We start from the raw sequence: 14,429 nt of genomic DNA, 5'->3' as shown, positions 1-14,429 counted from the left end.
GCGTCGAGGATGGTAGGATCGTAGACGGTCTTCGTGAAACCGGGCGAGAACATTCCTGTTCTTTATCGCTTCTGCAGTTGGAATTTGTGACTCATCTCATCGGAGAACGTGTTTCATGTCTAACATCTTCGAGATCTGGCTCAACGGCAATCGCGCCGTCAATGCCACAATCGCGGACGTTGCGACGTCGGTCGCAGAGTGGTCTGACGATATGATCACGCCTTATGGCACCAGCATCCTCGTGAACGCGACGATCATTGATCGGGGGGCGGCAGCGGCCAAGATATTCTTGGAAAGAAACCCGAGAACCGCTCCTTATGCAAAGGCAGTCCCATATGCCAAGGAGTTTGCGAAAATCGGATTTGCCATGGTCGCACGCGGGAAGCCATTTTCCGACGCTTTGGCTGATCGTACGCTATCCAATTCACTGAATGTGTTCATCGATAAATCTCATATGGCTGAGCTAAAGCAGGCAATGAAGCTCACGATCAAGAGCATTTTCGATTTGGCAATCAGCATGGCAACGGTTGGATCGCAGCCCGTACGCGGCCTCAAACTTGAATTTCAAGTTAACGGTCAAATGCAGGTGCACGATATCAGCGCTACTGTTGATGAATTCCACGAACTCGGCGAAAGCGTGCTGCGAGACTACCCAAACGCGACGATTATCCGCTTTTGGACGGACGACCTGCTCGGCACAGGCCGGGATTGGCTGTTTCTCGAATACAACAATGGCCAATGGGGCGATTTTCGCAATCCACCGAAGTAATTCTGCGAGCAGCTTCATTTAGGCCGCATTAGCCGCATGAATTGTTGTTCAAACTCTGTTACGCCATCGCCGAAATACCACGCACATCATCATTTCTGCTTTACCCCGCATGAAACGTCGGGTGGTGAGGGCTTCAGTCATGCCAGGGTGAAAACCTGTGCTATCGTCGCCCCACCAATTGTTCTTGTGTTTCAGTTATTTGATGATGTCATGAAATTGTCATGACACAGTACAGTCTTTTGAGGGTATTCTGAGATGTTGCTTAGTGGCGGCCCCACGGACAGGGGAATGTCAGGGGACGAAATTGACAGACAAGTAAGTATTGACGCTGACATCGGTATGGAAACCAAGGACGGACAACGCAAACAACCTCCTCTTCGTGACGCCTTCTTCAAAGGGGCGGCGAGTTTAGCCGCTGGCGCTCTGATAGCAGTCGTCAAAATTCAAAAATATGCGCAAGCGACGTTTTCCCAGCTTGGCATGTTCAAAGATTTGCAGTCAAGGCTCGCATCTAAACTCAAAAGCACGAGCGACACCGAAATCGCCAAGGCGCTGGAGAAGAGTTATTTTGACATCGATCTGGGCTGGAGGGCCGGCGGAGTATTCGAGAATCTGCAAAAGGAATACGCCAAAGAGGTAAAGACCGTGTTCCGCGAACAAGGGGCGGGCAGCCTCGTGGACAAATGGCGAACAGTCCTCACGGCAGAGCAAAAGACGAAAACATTGCTATTTGCAGCGGGTACGGCAGTGGCGGTCGGCGCGTTCATTTTTCACCGTACCAAGCGGCCCCACACGGCGGCTAATGCCACCGACCTTCATGCCGATGCGGAACCTATTCTGCCGGAGAATCGAGGTCGCTCCTTGCGTTAGATTGAGCGTGGGCAAGAACCCGAAACGACTGTCCAACCTTGGATGTTTCATGGCTCACAATCCCGAAGAAAGCGCGTCGAACAACCTCCCCACGTCAAGGATCATTGTAACGGCTTCTTCCGGGGAAAGAACCTCCGCGTAGTATGGTTGCCAGACACGAATCGTCGCTTCAATCAACTCCGGCGTGATCCAGTCGGGTGCGCCGGCCGGAACGATGCACCTGGATGCATCGACTCGCAATTGGCAATCGGATTGTTGATTGCGCCGGACCATGACGAGAAACCAATACCTGACTGATTGTGTTTAAGAATTGCGGAAAGGCTTACGAAGCCCTTCCCGCTGGAAACGGAGCAATTCGCCGTGTGAAATCACCCATGCCGTATGAGCACCGCGACCGCTGGCCTTCTTGCTGGCCTCAATGCGTCCGAGCCTGCACCACTCGCGGCAGGTGAACGGCGAGCGCCCCACAAGCCGCGCGAACTCATTGATGCCGTACCAGTCCTTCGCCTGTTCGCGCTGCATCAGCGCCACAAGCAGCGACTCAATGCGCTCCAGTCTTTGCTCCACCGTCACGGAAGACTCCTTCGACAAAAGCGGGCGGGATGGGACACCCCCGCCCGCTGTGAGAAACGTCTGCGACCGGCTTTCAACTCGACTTGCCTTTCCCCATGAATCCGGAGAATAGGAACGCCCCGAGCGCCACGAGCAGGCCGCCGAGGAAGGTGGTCGCCATCGCGTTGCTGGTCGGTTGATCCACCTGCGCTTTGAGGCTGCCGAGCTGGCCAGGCAGGCGCATCTCCACCGGTGTCGTTGCTGGCCTTCGCCGAACGGCAGGTGCAGAATCCACGTAGTCATCCATGACGTGCGCCGTTGCCGGCAGGCCGCTTGTCGGCGGAATCATCAATTCCGTGCCGCATGTCGAGCAATCGAACGGCACGCCGATCAAGTCCTCATCGAGATGAAACTGGTGGCTGCAATCCGGGCATTGGTAACTTTGCAGTGTGTACATGGCACACTCCTTTCAGAAAAAGTGATGTCGAAGAAACGGAACCACGCTGGTTCATCCAAGGAAACGTTTTCGCAGTGCATTGCCGACAATCTTCGCTGCCGTGCCTCCCACAACTTTGGGAACCACAACTTTCGCGCCGCCCTGCTTCTTGTAGTCGCGGTGGCAATGCCGCGCGAGCAGGTAGAGAAGCACGCCGACGACGTACACCACGCCGAAAATGGCAAAGCCGATCAGGGCCAGTCCCATCGCCAAATCATTCACAAAACTCTCAATCATCGTTCCATCTCCTCCTGTTGTTGCTGCTCGTTGCCACGCTCCGCGTAGGCATCGAGCATGGACTCGTACGAACCGTAAACCGTGCCCAAATCCTGGGTCGTCATCTGCGGCGTTGGGTTTAGGGGTGTCCCCATTTCCGACATGTGCTCCGGCTGACCGAAGAACGTCTCGTGGATCGTGCCGCGCACATCCTTGATGGCTTCTCGCCCCATTGCCTTCAGTTCCGCCGAAAGGGACGGCTGCTCCGCCGCCCATTCGGCTCGTTGGGCCAGCATTTGCTGCCAGATGCTGTCGCTGTCTGACATGGTCAGTCTCCTCTTTGCTCAAGGATCAGAAATTGCCCGACTTGTACTGCTCAGCCAGGTATCGCTGCTCAATCTCAGCGTCCCGCATCGTTTGCAGCCGGCGTTTTGTCCCCTCGACCATCACCCCTTCGGAGAACAGGATCGAGAGAAAGCCAGCCATAATGAAAAATCCGAGCGGCTGGCTGAATTGAGCGAGCAACCCGCCAATGGCGAGGCACAGGAATGCATCAACGCCCCTTGCGTTCAATTCCGTCATTCGCGGAAACAGTCGCTTGGACACGAACGGATAGCCGTTGTACCGGCTGTGGATCATGGCTCCGCGCCGCCAGTTCCTGAATGACCGCACGCGCTGGCAGATGAGGGCTGCGACCCAAAACAGGAAGAAGATAAACATCGGGCCGCAGTTCGCAAAACTGCCATATCCGAGGATGAGAAGACCGCCGATCAGCCCGAACATCCCGATGCCCTCACGGCCAAAGTCGGTGCGAAGAAAGACCGTGCAGGTAATTGCGTGGGCATTCGCCAGGACATTCAGTCCGTTGAAACTGTTTGCCATCGTCAGACGGTCGCCGGGACCGCCGTGTTGTTGGTTTGTCATTCGAATGTCTCCTTTTGTTTTGGAGTGAATAGGGAAAATGCGTTTAACCAGCACTGCGCTGATCGAAACTCGTCGCCAGCCAGTTCTGGCCGTTTGAGAAAGGCTCACCGCTTCGGATCACGAAGCAGTCGCAGGTGAAGTTGTTTGCCGCACCGCCGGTGCGAAGACCATGCATGAAAGCATTGCTTTGCAGGGTCGATTCAAAGTGCTGCGAGAAGTTGCCGCTGTACTGACTCTGCCCCATCAACTCGTCGTACATGCCTTCGCTCGGCGTAATCGAACCACCCGTGAAGGTCTGGAGCGACTTGCCAATCAGACCGCTGGCCCAGTTCGCTGTCTCCAGATCACCCAGTGCGTGAAACAGCTTCGTATGGAAGTTGGTCAGCAGGCTGTCGGCCTGGTGGCGTCCCGCCTGCCCCGGCAGCGCAGCGTAGTAGGCGTGAAGCGACTGTGTCAGGTAGATCATGCAGCCGCGATGGCTGCGGCATTGGGCGATGAAATGGGCATCGAAACTGTTGACGAACTGCTGCGCTTCGTCTGCCCAGATTGTGACGCAGTTTGCCGCATCGTCCGCGATCCGTCGGAGCACAGCCTTTTCGGTGAGGTACTTCCAGCCACCCGCCACGAACAGGCCGATGTCGCCCCATTCCGAAGGGGCCATGTCGATGAGCACCCACTTGCCCGCGAATAGATCGTCGGGACTGACGTTACTCGCCCCACTCACCAACTCACGCACCAGCCCGGTGTTGAACGTGTGCAGGATGCCCATCACGCCGGTCAGAATCGACGAGCGGGTTTTGTCCGCCATGAAGACGAATTCGTTCAGCCAGTATTCCTTGGCCAGTTCGTAGTCATGCGATTCCAGTGACGATTTCTGCTTCTCCCACGCTGTCTTGAGGCACTGGTTATGAAACCCTGCCAGCCATTCTTCAGTAGTAAACTGCTGCGGTGCCATCGCCGCACCGGTAATAAACCGCTGAAGGTCCGGTGCCGAGATACGGCCGGTGGCGAGCTTCACCACCTCGACCGCGTTGTAGATCATCCGCTCCTGTTCCTTCTGCCAGAAATCCGCTGATTCCCGGTTGTCGGTGTCGCTGGAGCCAAGCGTCTCCCCGATTACGGTGATACATTTCGTGATATTGCGAGTGTGACCACCCTGCTTCATCTCATAGTCAAGGAAGTTGAACCTCAGCGGCGTTTCCGGCGAAAAGATGAGCAGATCATCCCGGCGGCCCGCTGCCGCAAAGATGTTCTCCCACATCTGACGGTCCTCACCCGGCTTGGCCGCCAGGATCAGCCCGCCGCTACCCGGCAAACCAGTGACAGCGCCCGCCAACGCCTTTCCACTCGACGAGGTCTTCCCCGACCCCGTACGCCCGAAGATGGCCACGCCACCGTTGAGCAGGTCGCGAACGCTGAAGGCGTCATCCTGCCCCCATCGCAATAGCGTGAGGTCAAGGCCGTCTTTTGAAGCCGCCGCAAGCGGAGCCGGTTCACTGGTCAGATTGCGAAAGGCCGCGTGGGCCATGCACACAATCCCGCCCAACCCACAAGCAATCACCAACGGCCGGCCATTTGGGTCACCGCGAACCGTAATCAATGCCGCGAAAGACAGGACCACGATTCCAAGGCCGGTTTGAACTGCGTACCGAAGAGAAAAGTTGCGTTCCATTACGCACCTCCCTTCTTCGCCTTGTCTTTCATCACGGCGCTAAAGGTCTTGGCGTCCAAACCCTGCTCGCGAGCCTTGCGGGCTTCCTTCTGGGCGTCGCCAAGCGCATCGATCAAATCATCGAGAGATAGCTCATTGCCCGAGGCCGTGATCGAAACGCCCGATGCCAAAGGGCACAGGATGCGTTTCATTCGCACCTGTGGTGCATCATCCTGCTTCTGCCGACGCACATGAGATGCAAGGTCGTCGCGCGACGTACCGTTGCGTTTGAGTTCCAGCAATTCCGCCTGCTGTTCTGCTGCCGCACGGCTGATCTCGTAGACGGCGGTGATGCCAATCTCGCCCGCCTCCAGTGCCTGCTGCACTTCCGGCACGGCTTTGCCGGCCGCCAGGTATTTCGAGACCGTGCCTTCGCTCAGTTTGAGGTGGGACGCGAGGTCCTTGTTGGACCAGTCCGGATTGAGCCCGAGCAGTTCCTCGCAGGCGTGCCACTTCTCGGCATCGTTCAGATCGGCGCGGTGAAGATTCTCCGAAAGTTGTAGAATGCGAACTTCGGTGTCGGTCAGAGGATCATCCGAGATGATGGCCAACAGTTCCGGTAACTCGGCCTGAATCGCCGCCCGAACTCGTCGCTCCCCTGCGATCAGGACACCGTCCCGATTGCAGACAACCGGCTGAATCTGTTTCACCCGGAGGGATTCGCCGAGCAGTTGAAGGTCATCCTTCTCGAATAGTTTGCGCGGTTGGTTGGGATCGAATTTGAACCACGTTGTCGGTTTTGAAATGAGTTTTGCCATGACAGCCTCGCGGTAAGAGGAATTTCCATTTGATGCGGAAATCCTAAACCGAAGCCGATGACAAGTAACCGACACTCATCGTGACATTTGACCGACATTTGGTGGAGCAATGGCGAAGAAGAAAGACGACAGCACGAGTTACGAGCTGAATGTTGAAGAACTGAAACGCCTTCAACTCAAGCAGGGCATCACCGACGCTCAGCTTGCCAAGAAAGTCGATGTTTCCGAGCGCACCCTCCAGCGATGGCTCACCGGCTCCATCACTCCCCGCATGGAAAACCTCTACCGCCTCGCAGCGATATTCAGCGTGTATCCAAGCGCTCTAATGAACGGAGGAGAAGAACTCGAACCCGATCCACCCTACTGGGCCAGGATCAGCGTCGAGATAATCGGTCAGGTTCCAGCCGGCACACGCAAGTCACTTTTCGCCAAAGTCTCGGAGTCGATCGCCAGGGTACTTCGTGAAGCCGACATCGATGCGATGAACATCCAGACGAATATTTCGTCGTTCAAAGCCCCCCCTAGCGTGAAAACACTCGCCGATTCTGATCAACGCACGATCATGCTCATTGATGGGCAATTCAAAGACGGTAGGGATTTTTGGGTCTTCGTCGCCGTCAAAACCGGCATGTACGATGCCTTCATTGAAGCCCAGCGAAACAACACTCTGGACCTACACAACTTCCTGCCCTACGGTGAGGTCATCTCATCTGGGACTGACTTTGTTAAGGGCCAGCCTCCGCCCGAGGTTGTCGCTCAAGTAGCAGAGTTGTACAAGCTTCCTTTCTCACAACTTATGCAATACGTTACGGGCGAGGTTTACCCGTCACATGATGAGTTCTACCTTCGAGGGCTGGAGAACCTGTGAACGCGTGCATTGGCTTTGTGACCCGCAACCCAACTCCACTTGGCATTTGCACATCTTGATACGCTCCAAGGCGCGCAAACCAAGCAAAATGAGGCTTGTTTTACACAGGTTCTTACACATATACCTTTTTCATTCATTCTTTTCCGTTGCTCTTCAATGTCTTACCTCTAGACGCGCTAGACTCAAAAGCATTTACGTCTAAAAAATACGCTGGCCTGAATCCACTGTAAAGTCAATCGTTTGCATCATCTTCTCGACATCATTTTGTACCTGCGCTACACTTACACAGTAGTTACACACTTTCGCGTTTTTCCAAGGAAGGATGCGCGTTTCGAGAATCAGGATGGCAGACCACGTGTTGATGGGAGGAAGACTCCACCTTTACCAGCGGGAGAACAGCCGCTACTGGCAATGTGCGACATTTCTCGACGGCAGAAACTACCGTATGAGCACACGGGAGGAGAGCCTGTCACGCGCAAAGGACATCGCGGAGGACTGGTACCTTGAACTGCGAGGCAAACTCAAACGTGGCGAACTGATTCACGGCAAGACCTTCGCCTATGCCGCTGAGCAGTTCATTCGCGAATACCAGATCATCACGGAAGGGCAACGCAGCGAGCTATACGTTGAGTTGCAGGAAATGCGCCTCAGGAACCACATCCTTCCATTCTTCGGCCACATGGTGGTTGGCGAAATCACGCCGGGCGTAGTCCAGAAGTACCGCATCCACCGGCGGGAAAAGGCCATCACCGAGCGCGGCCAGCCGCCGGCTCGAAGCACGATGCACCAGGAGATCGTCGCCATTCGGCAAGTTCTCAAAACTGCCAACCGGCATGGCTGGCTCCCGCTTGTTCCCGACCTGTCTGAACCCTTCAAGGCATCCCGCAAGATTTCTCACCGGGCATGGTTTTCACCCGACGAGTACAAGCAACTTTACACGGCGACGAGAAAACGCGCTAAGAATCCCACTCGCAGCCGTTACGCATGGGAAAGCGCCCAACTGCACGACTACGTCCTGTTCATGGCGAACACCGGCTTGAGACCGGACGAAGCTGCCAGGCTTCAGTATCGGGATGTCGCCATCGTCCACGATGACGCCACCGGCGAGACCATCCTCGAAATCGAAGTTCGCGGCAAGCGAGGCGTCGGCTACTGCAAGAGCATGACCGGTGCGGTTATGCCTTTCCGTCGCCTCAAGAAACGCAACAATCCCGATGCTACAGACCCCATCTTCCCCAAAACTCACCGCGAAATGTTTAACCGCATTCTCGACGAAGAGGGATTGAAATTCGACCGGGAAGGCAACCGCCGAACGGCCTACAGCCTTCGGCACACGTATATCTGCCTCCGGCTGATGGAAGGCGCGGACATCTACCAGATCGCCAAGAATTGCCGCACCAGCGTGGAGATGATCGAAAAATACTACGCGTCGCATATCAAGACGAGCATCGACGCTGCCGCCGTCAATGTGCGTAAGCAGAAACCACCAAAGCCCGCAAAGCCGGTTCCTGCCGAAGACTCGTGAGGACTGTGAGGGCCTCAAAATAACTAATTGCGAAATCCTCCTTCGCCGCTATAAGGTGTTCGACACAAAGTGCTGTGCCCCTGTGGTGGAATTGGTAGACGCGCTCGACTCAAAATCGAGTGCCGCAAGGCGTGTTGGTTCGAGTCCGACCAGGGGCACCATCAAACAGAATCTATTCCATAAACGTGTGATTCTCTGGGCACGTCCGCCATCCAGGCGGTCGAGTGCTTCCGGGCTTCGCTTCGCTGCGGTCCTGCCGGACGGCTATCGCCCCCCTCTCGCCCTCTCGTGTGAAAAACAGGGGGTGAATCCCCCGTGCCGTCAAGGATCGGGGCCACGCGACCGGCGCGGCTTCCTCCCCAATCTTCCGCGCTCGTACCTCGCTTGTGCAGACCGGGTGCCCCTCCACGCCGGTCGTCCTTGACTGCACTCCCCCCTTCCTTTTTGGGCTTTGCCCCCCTTCCGCCGGAAAACGCGAGCGCGTTTCGCGTAAGGGGACATTTCCAAAGTTCAGAAAGGACCAACCATCATGGCAACCGCCACCACTACCCGCACCGACGTTTACACCCGTGTTACCTCGCACATCGTCGCAGAGCTTGAGCGAGGCGTGCGGCCTTGGCTCAAGCCTTGGAACGCAGAGAACGCAGCCGGACGCATTACGCGACCATTGCGGCACAGCGGCCAACCGTATCAGGGAATCAATATCCTGATGCTGTGGGCATCGGCAGAGATGCAAGGCTACTCCTGCCCGTTCTGGCTCACCTTCCAGCAGGCCAAGCAACTTGGTGGACACGTCAAGAAGGGCGAGCACGGCTCCCCGGTCGTGTATGCCAGCACGTTCAAGAAGAAGGACCAGACCGAGGACGGCAGCGAGACCGAGGCGGAAATTCCGTTCCTCAAGGAATATACCGTTTTCAATGCCGAGCAGTGCGACGGACTGCCAGGGCACTATTACACGCTGGCCGAACCGCCCACCGAGACCATCGAGCGGATCGAGCACGTGGAAGCCTATTTCGCCAACACCAAAGCCGACATCCGCACCGGAGGCAACCGGGCTTACTACGCGATTGAAGGCGACTACGTGAAGTTGCCCCCGCTGGAGACCTTCCGCAATGCCGAAGCCCACGCCGCAACGCTCGCCCACGAGATGACGCACTGGACCCGGCATCAAAGCCGCCTCAACCGTGAATTCGGTCGCAAACGCTGGGGCGATGAAGGCTACGCGATGGAAGAACTGGTCGCCGAACTCGGATCGGCTTTCCTATGTGCTGACCTCAAGATCACGCCGGAGATTCGCGACGACCACGCCGCCTATATCGCCGAATGGCTCAAGGTGCTGAAGGACGACAAGCGGGCGATTTTCTCCGCTGCATCCCACGCCAGCAAGGCTGTGGAATACCTGCACGGCCTGCAACCGCAGCCCGCTGCGTAACCCCGAAAACGCCGCCGGCCGCCGGATAACTCCGGCGGCCGGTTTTTCCTATGTCGAGCCACGCATTATTCCGACACTGTCGATTGCCACCGATAACACAATATCATGGACAAAGTGACCGGTTACGCGAAGATGCTTTAACAACATCCTGCCACAACTCGGTAGTATCGCTAGCCACGCCATTTATAGCGTGAGCCGATTCTGCTGTAAGAGCAACATCGGCTGGTCGTTTACCCTCCTCATCTTCAGCCAGAGCATCACTCCGCGCACAATTTGCAATTCCCGTAACGTCCCCTTTTTTGGCGGCCTCATGCATTCTAGTCGTCTTTCCCATATACATCCTTTCTACCGATGTAACGTGCTACGCTGTTGTGCAACATTTATCTACTGTGTGTGACACTATTCGCTTGTGCTGGAATGGATCGCGGCGTAGAAACCACCTCCTGCCAACTTCGGCCATCTCGGCGCCCAACATCTGCCTGTATGTCGTTACCCAGCGCATGCCCATTATTACGAAGTTCTCGCGCATTTTGCTGAGCCAAATGCTCGTCTTGGATCACTTTGAGTTCCGTCTGCTCCTGCTGGCTCATGTAGGTGCTCGCCGTGCCAACCACAACCAATGCCGCAATAGCAAGCAATGGAAGTGGGGAGAAGATGCTCGCTGCGACCGCTGTTCCCCCAGCAACTCCGATAAGTCCGTTCGCCAAAGTCATAAATGCGCCCATGTACGCCGCCATGCCCAAAGCACCGTATGCGGCCGCCTTGAACGAGTGCCACTGGTTCTTCTTGCGAAATGTAGATTCTAATTCAGATTCTTTAGTGTCCGTCATGATAACACTTTGCGATTGTTAAACATGTGAGTAGTAATAACTAATTATATCAGAAAAAGTGCCATCAAATGTGACATTTGTGTGAAATGCGTTTCAGTGCGAGGCAGCACAGAAGATTGGGTATGCACCAAAGATCTTTGGCGGTGTGGCTAACTTACAACAAGCGGAAGGCGAAAGCACGTGAGGGGCGTGCTCAATCGGCGTAACCTGTTCATCCTAATGCAGAAACCCGCTCGCCGCCTTTTCAAGCCATGCCTTCAGTTCCGCATTCGACTCGAATTCCGCCACGTCGATACTGTCAATCGTCGGCCCCGACTCGCCAACCTGGGCAATGTCTTCCTGGATCATTTCGCGAATCCACACCACCCGGTGCCGGTGCAAGCCGGCATGCAGCAGATCGATTGAACCTTCAGCCAGCGGAGTATCGAGGTTGCTGCCCCGGATCAGCACCAGATAGACCACGTCGCCCGTGAACTTGATGAGCAAGCCTTCGGTGGGGTTGTACCACCAAGGCCCCAGCCAGCTATACGGGAAAAACGCGCTGTTCCCATTGCGGAATCGGAACTCGATCGCCGTTGAACGGTCATGGATGCCGCGCAAATATCCGAATGCAGGGCAACAGGCTTCGCCATCGTCCCCGCCGTCATTGCCAAAGGATGCACGCTTCGCATGGCCGGAAAGGTGTGGATTGACGCTGTAGTGCCGCTCGGGTGTCATCTTTTCATCGCGCATTGTCTATCTCCGGTCGTGGGGCCGGTTCTCGGCCTTTTCCGTTGTGTGAATGCTGTGGGGGCGATGCGAACACAGCTCGTCCCCGTATGAACGTCCCCCGGTCCTTCATTCGGTTGCCGTTTCCTGTGTTCGGCTGCGCCGATTCCGCCAGTTCGGTCGCCGAGACCGGATCATCCGGTTTGCCGAAGGCTCTCAGTAGTTCGACGCGGTCATCCGTGTAAATCACGGCCTGCTGTCTGCCCCGCGTCACGGCGACATACGCCGTGCGCTGTCCGGTGGCCGGCAATGACTGGCTGGAGATGCCCACGAACACCTTGTCCACCGTCACGCCTTGGCTGGAATGGCTCGTCACCACATAGCCATGCGTCAGATGGCCGAAATCGCGGTCAATCACCCAGCCGTGATCGACCACAATGTCACCGCGAGGGGTGAAGCCCTGGACGGTCATCAAAGAGCCATTGCTGAGGCGATGCTTGCCGTCTTTGGTTTTGCCGCCGGCGGTAATGCGGACACGATCACCCGCAGCAAGGGCGAACTGCGTCGGGCGGTAGACCTCAAATCGATTCGCAACCTGCGTCGGCACACTGCCGCCGTCATCCACAATCAGCCGCGATCCCTTCTTGAATCCCCGCGCGTTCTGATGGAACTGGAGCAGGTCACCCGGCTCGTACTGCGTCGCATCGGCTTTCTGGGCATCGGTGAGATGCGATGGAACCCAGCCCGAGACGATTCGCTCCTGCCCGAGCTTCCCCTGCTCCTTGAGACCTTCGCGGACGGCCTGCGTGATCCGTGCCGCCTCCGCGTGGGTCGGTGATACGACAAGGGCGGTTTTGAAAGCACCGCCCTTTTTCTTTTCCGAAACTGCCTCTAAGTATGAACTGGCAAGTTGCCGGTATCGCTCCGAATCATCGACCTCCCTGATCCATCCGAGCTTGTCGAGTTCGCCGAATGCCTCATCTGTCCGCCCCTCACTCAGAGCCTGCGCCGCTTTCTTGTAATCGCCCTGCTGCCGCAAAATCTCCGTCACTTCCGCCACTTTGAGACCCGCAGACTCCTGCAAGAGCTTGAGCGGCTCACCCGCCGTAACACTTCGATGCTGCCTGCGGTCGCCGACCAGGATCACACGAGCGCTCAACTCTTCGGCCGCATCGAAGACGCGGAGCATATCCCGCGTGCCGAGCTGACTTGCCTCATCCACCAGAATGACACCGTTCTTCGCCCCGGCCCGCATCTTTTTATCTTTGAGGAACCGAGCCACCGTGTCAGCTTCGGCAAACCCCGCTTCATTGCGGAGCACTTCGCGGCTGGCTTTGACCGACTGGGCCAGCGCCACGACGGGAACGCCCACTTCGGCGAGCGCCTCGCCGATTTCCTGTTCCAGGGTTGTCTTACCTGTCCCGGCGACACCGCGAATAATCATCACGCGGTCGCGTGTGCCGAGCACATGGCGAACCGCTGCCTTCTGCCCGTCATTGAACCACTCCCGCGAGACTTCCCGATCCGGGTTGCCGAGCGGGCGGCAGCGTCCCCGGCCCTTCCGGGCAAACTCGATCAGCTTGGATTCCAGAGCGAGCATCTCTTTCGTGGTCGCCATTTGCCGGCCGCCAATCTCGCTTCGCACCAGAGCGCGGCTTTTCATCTCGCGCGCGGTATCTTCAACCGTGACTGTTCCAAGGCCGCGTTTGAGGGCTTCTGTCACCAGCTTTCGCTCAGGGAGCACCGCTTCGCGAACGAAACTGTGCTCTAAGGAATAATCGACCGCCAGCCTTTCGCCGTGATCCTGCCGGACAAACTCTTTGTCCCGGCGATGGACCGTCGCCAGGTTGCTGCGTTCGTCGCCGGAAAGGCGCGCATTCCATTCCTTGCGCAGCGCCTGCAATCCCATTGTGTCTGCCTTCTTCTCACGAGATTCCGCCCCAAGCTCGGCCTTGCGGTCGGGATTGGTAATCCCTTTTTCTTCCGCCATGCGTTCAATCACGGCAGTGCGCCGTGAGAATCGCTTGAGCACGTCCACCGGAATCCCGGCGACCTCGAAATCATCGCGTTTGCGCCTGATGCCAAACCCGATGTCCTGGAGATTGTTGGCTAGCCGGACGCGGAACGCCGACTGGAAGTACGGCGCATCCCGCTTCAGTTCCCGGAACTGTCCGGCCTTCCAACGGTCTTCCTTTTGATCCCATGTTGAATTGAAGACAAAAACGTGGGCATGCAATTGCGGATCAGGAAGGCCGTCCACCGGGCGGGACGTAGTATGAATGAACTCCGCCCAGGCCATGTTGCCCGTTGTACGGTTGGTATCCTGATGCCCCCGGCGGACGCGGGTCATCATCTCGGCTTCCATCTCCCGCATGGTTTCGTCAACCGCACCGCGAAACGCTTCCAGAATGTCCTGATCGCCGCTCATGGCGTAGAGAAGTGAGACCGACTTCGGCACCGAGAAGGTGAAGTCATAACCAACCGTCCGCTCAGACCTTGTCCGTACCGTCAATGGCTTACCGGTCTGAGGATGCAGGTTATCGCAGAGGCGCTCGAACGAGAACTGGTCGACCATTCCGGTCAACCCAAGGCGAGCGGCACCCTTGCCGCCCCAGGCACCTACTATCTCTTGCCCCTCACTGTAATAATCGGCCTTCGCATAATATGACTTTGCCGACCGGGCATTATCTTGTTGCGTGATACGAATCATAACTGATTTTACGGTAGCACAGCATTGGTTAATGATTCGTTAACCTTTTTGTGCTCTCAC

The 14,429-nt window shown here is 56.7% G+C and carries 15 protein-coding genes and 1 tRNA gene; 6 read left to right on the top strand and 10 right to left on the bottom strand.

Annotated elements, in window-relative coordinates; all coding sequences use genetic code 11:
* Positions 1–115: 115 nt before the first annotated feature.
* Positions 116–769 carry a hypothetical protein gene (locus ACQK2L_RS27245; RefSeq protein ID WP_425400204.1) on the top strand — a complete coding sequence of 218 codons (654 nt, stop codon included), beginning with the start codon at positions 116–118 and terminating at the stop codon, positions 767–769.
* Between the two features lie 288 nt (positions 770–1,057).
* Positions 1,058–1,639 (top strand): hypothetical protein, encoded by a 582-nt coding sequence (locus ACQK2L_RS27240; protein WP_425400203.1) that lies wholly within the window; start codon positions 1,058–1,060, stop codon positions 1,637–1,639.
* Between the two features lie 303 nt (positions 1,640–1,942).
* Here ACQK2L_RS27240 and ACQK2L_RS27235 read toward each other — a convergent pair whose 3' ends face one another.
* From ACQK2L_RS27235 to ACQK2L_RS27205, 7 genes are all read right to left on the bottom strand, one after another.
* The gene (locus ACQK2L_RS27235) at positions 1,943–2,212 is read right to left on the bottom strand and encodes a hypothetical protein (RefSeq protein ID WP_425400202.1); all 270 of its coding nucleotides are present in this window, start codon (positions 2,210–2,212) and stop codon (positions 1,943–1,945) included.
* Positions 2,213–2,285: 73 nt separating this feature from the next.
* The gene (locus ACQK2L_RS27230; protein ID WP_425400201.1) at positions 2,286–2,648 is read right to left on the bottom strand and encodes a hypothetical protein; all 363 of its coding nucleotides are present in this window, start codon (positions 2,646–2,648) and stop codon (positions 2,286–2,288) included.
* 51 nt (positions 2,649–2,699) lie between these two features.
* Positions 2,700–2,924: a hypothetical protein gene (locus tag ACQK2L_RS27225; RefSeq protein WP_425400200.1), complete on the bottom strand. Its 225-nt coding sequence runs from the start codon at positions 2,922–2,924 to the stop codon at positions 2,700–2,702.
* The gene (locus ACQK2L_RS27220) at positions 2,921–3,229 is read right to left on the bottom strand and encodes a hypothetical protein (RefSeq protein ID WP_425400199.1); all 309 of its coding nucleotides are present in this window, start codon (positions 3,227–3,229) and stop codon (positions 2,921–2,923) included. Before ACQK2L_RS27220 ends, ACQK2L_RS27225 begins: the two co-directional genes overlap by 4 nt.
* A 25-nt stretch (positions 3,230–3,254) precedes the next feature.
* Complete coding sequence (locus ACQK2L_RS27215; RefSeq protein ID WP_425400198.1) at positions 3,255–3,827, bottom strand: hypothetical protein; 573 nt, start codon at positions 3,825–3,827, stop codon at positions 3,255–3,257.
* A gap of 43 nt (positions 3,828–3,870) precedes the next feature.
* Positions 3,871–5,355 (bottom strand): type IV secretory system conjugative DNA transfer family protein, encoded by a 1,485-nt coding sequence (locus ACQK2L_RS27210; protein WP_425400197.1) that lies wholly within the window; start codon positions 5,353–5,355, stop codon positions 3,871–3,873.
* A 143-nt stretch (positions 5,356–5,498) separates the two neighbouring features.
* The gene (locus ACQK2L_RS27205) at positions 5,499–6,296 is read right to left on the bottom strand and encodes a ParB/RepB/Spo0J family partition protein (protein ID WP_425400196.1); all 798 of its coding nucleotides are present in this window, start codon (positions 6,294–6,296) and stop codon (positions 5,499–5,501) included.
* Positions 6,297–6,405: 109 nt separating this feature from the next.
* Here ACQK2L_RS27205 and ACQK2L_RS27200 point away from each other — a divergent pair, with 109 nt between their 5' ends.
* From ACQK2L_RS27200 to ACQK2L_RS27185, 4 genes are all read left to right on the top strand, one after another.
* Positions 6,406–7,164, top strand: a complete 759-nt coding sequence (locus ACQK2L_RS27200; protein ID WP_425400195.1) for a helix-turn-helix domain-containing protein — start codon at positions 6,406–6,408, stop codon at positions 7,162–7,164.
* A 343-nt stretch (positions 7,165–7,507) separates the two neighbouring features.
* A complete protein-coding gene (locus tag ACQK2L_RS27195) occupies positions 7,508–8,689 on the top strand; it encodes a tyrosine-type recombinase/integrase (protein WP_425400194.1) in 1,182 nt (393 codons plus the stop codon).
* Positions 8,690–8,765: 76 nt separating this feature from the next.
* A tRNA-Leu gene (locus ACQK2L_RS27190) sits at positions 8,766–8,850 on the top strand.
* 368 nt (positions 8,851–9,218) lie between these two features.
* Complete coding sequence (locus ACQK2L_RS27185) at positions 9,219–10,121, top strand: ArdC family protein (protein ID WP_425400193.1); 903 nt, start codon at positions 9,219–9,221, stop codon at positions 10,119–10,121.
* 380 nt (positions 10,122–10,501) lie between these two features.
* Here the strand turns inward: ACQK2L_RS27185 and ACQK2L_RS27180 are convergent, their stop codons facing one another.
* From ACQK2L_RS27180 to mobF, 3 genes are all read right to left on the bottom strand, one after another.
* Positions 10,502–10,951: a hypothetical protein gene (locus ACQK2L_RS27180; protein WP_425400192.1), complete on the bottom strand. Its 450-nt coding sequence runs from the start codon at positions 10,949–10,951 to the stop codon at positions 10,502–10,504.
* Positions 10,952–11,167: 216 nt separating this feature from the next.
* Positions 11,168–11,683 (bottom strand): hypothetical protein, encoded by a 516-nt coding sequence (locus tag ACQK2L_RS27175; RefSeq protein ID WP_425400191.1) that lies wholly within the window; start codon positions 11,681–11,683, stop codon positions 11,168–11,170.
* Positions 11,673–14,369 carry a MobF family relaxase gene (gene mobF / locus ACQK2L_RS27170; RefSeq protein ID WP_425400190.1) on the bottom strand — a complete coding sequence of 899 codons (2,697 nt, stop codon included), beginning with the start codon at positions 14,367–14,369 and terminating at the stop codon, positions 11,673–11,675. The genes ACQK2L_RS27175 and mobF overlap by 11 nt, the downstream gene beginning before the upstream one ends.
* Positions 14,370–14,429: the final 60 nt, after the last annotated feature.

The organism is Aeoliella sp., assembly GCF_965227375.1.
Classification (GTDB): domain Bacteria; phylum Planctomycetota; class Planctomycetia; order Pirellulales; family Lacipirellulaceae; genus Aeoliella.
The sequence above is the reverse complement of the archived record's forward strand: the minus strand, read 5'-3'. Positions and strand labels throughout refer to the sequence as shown.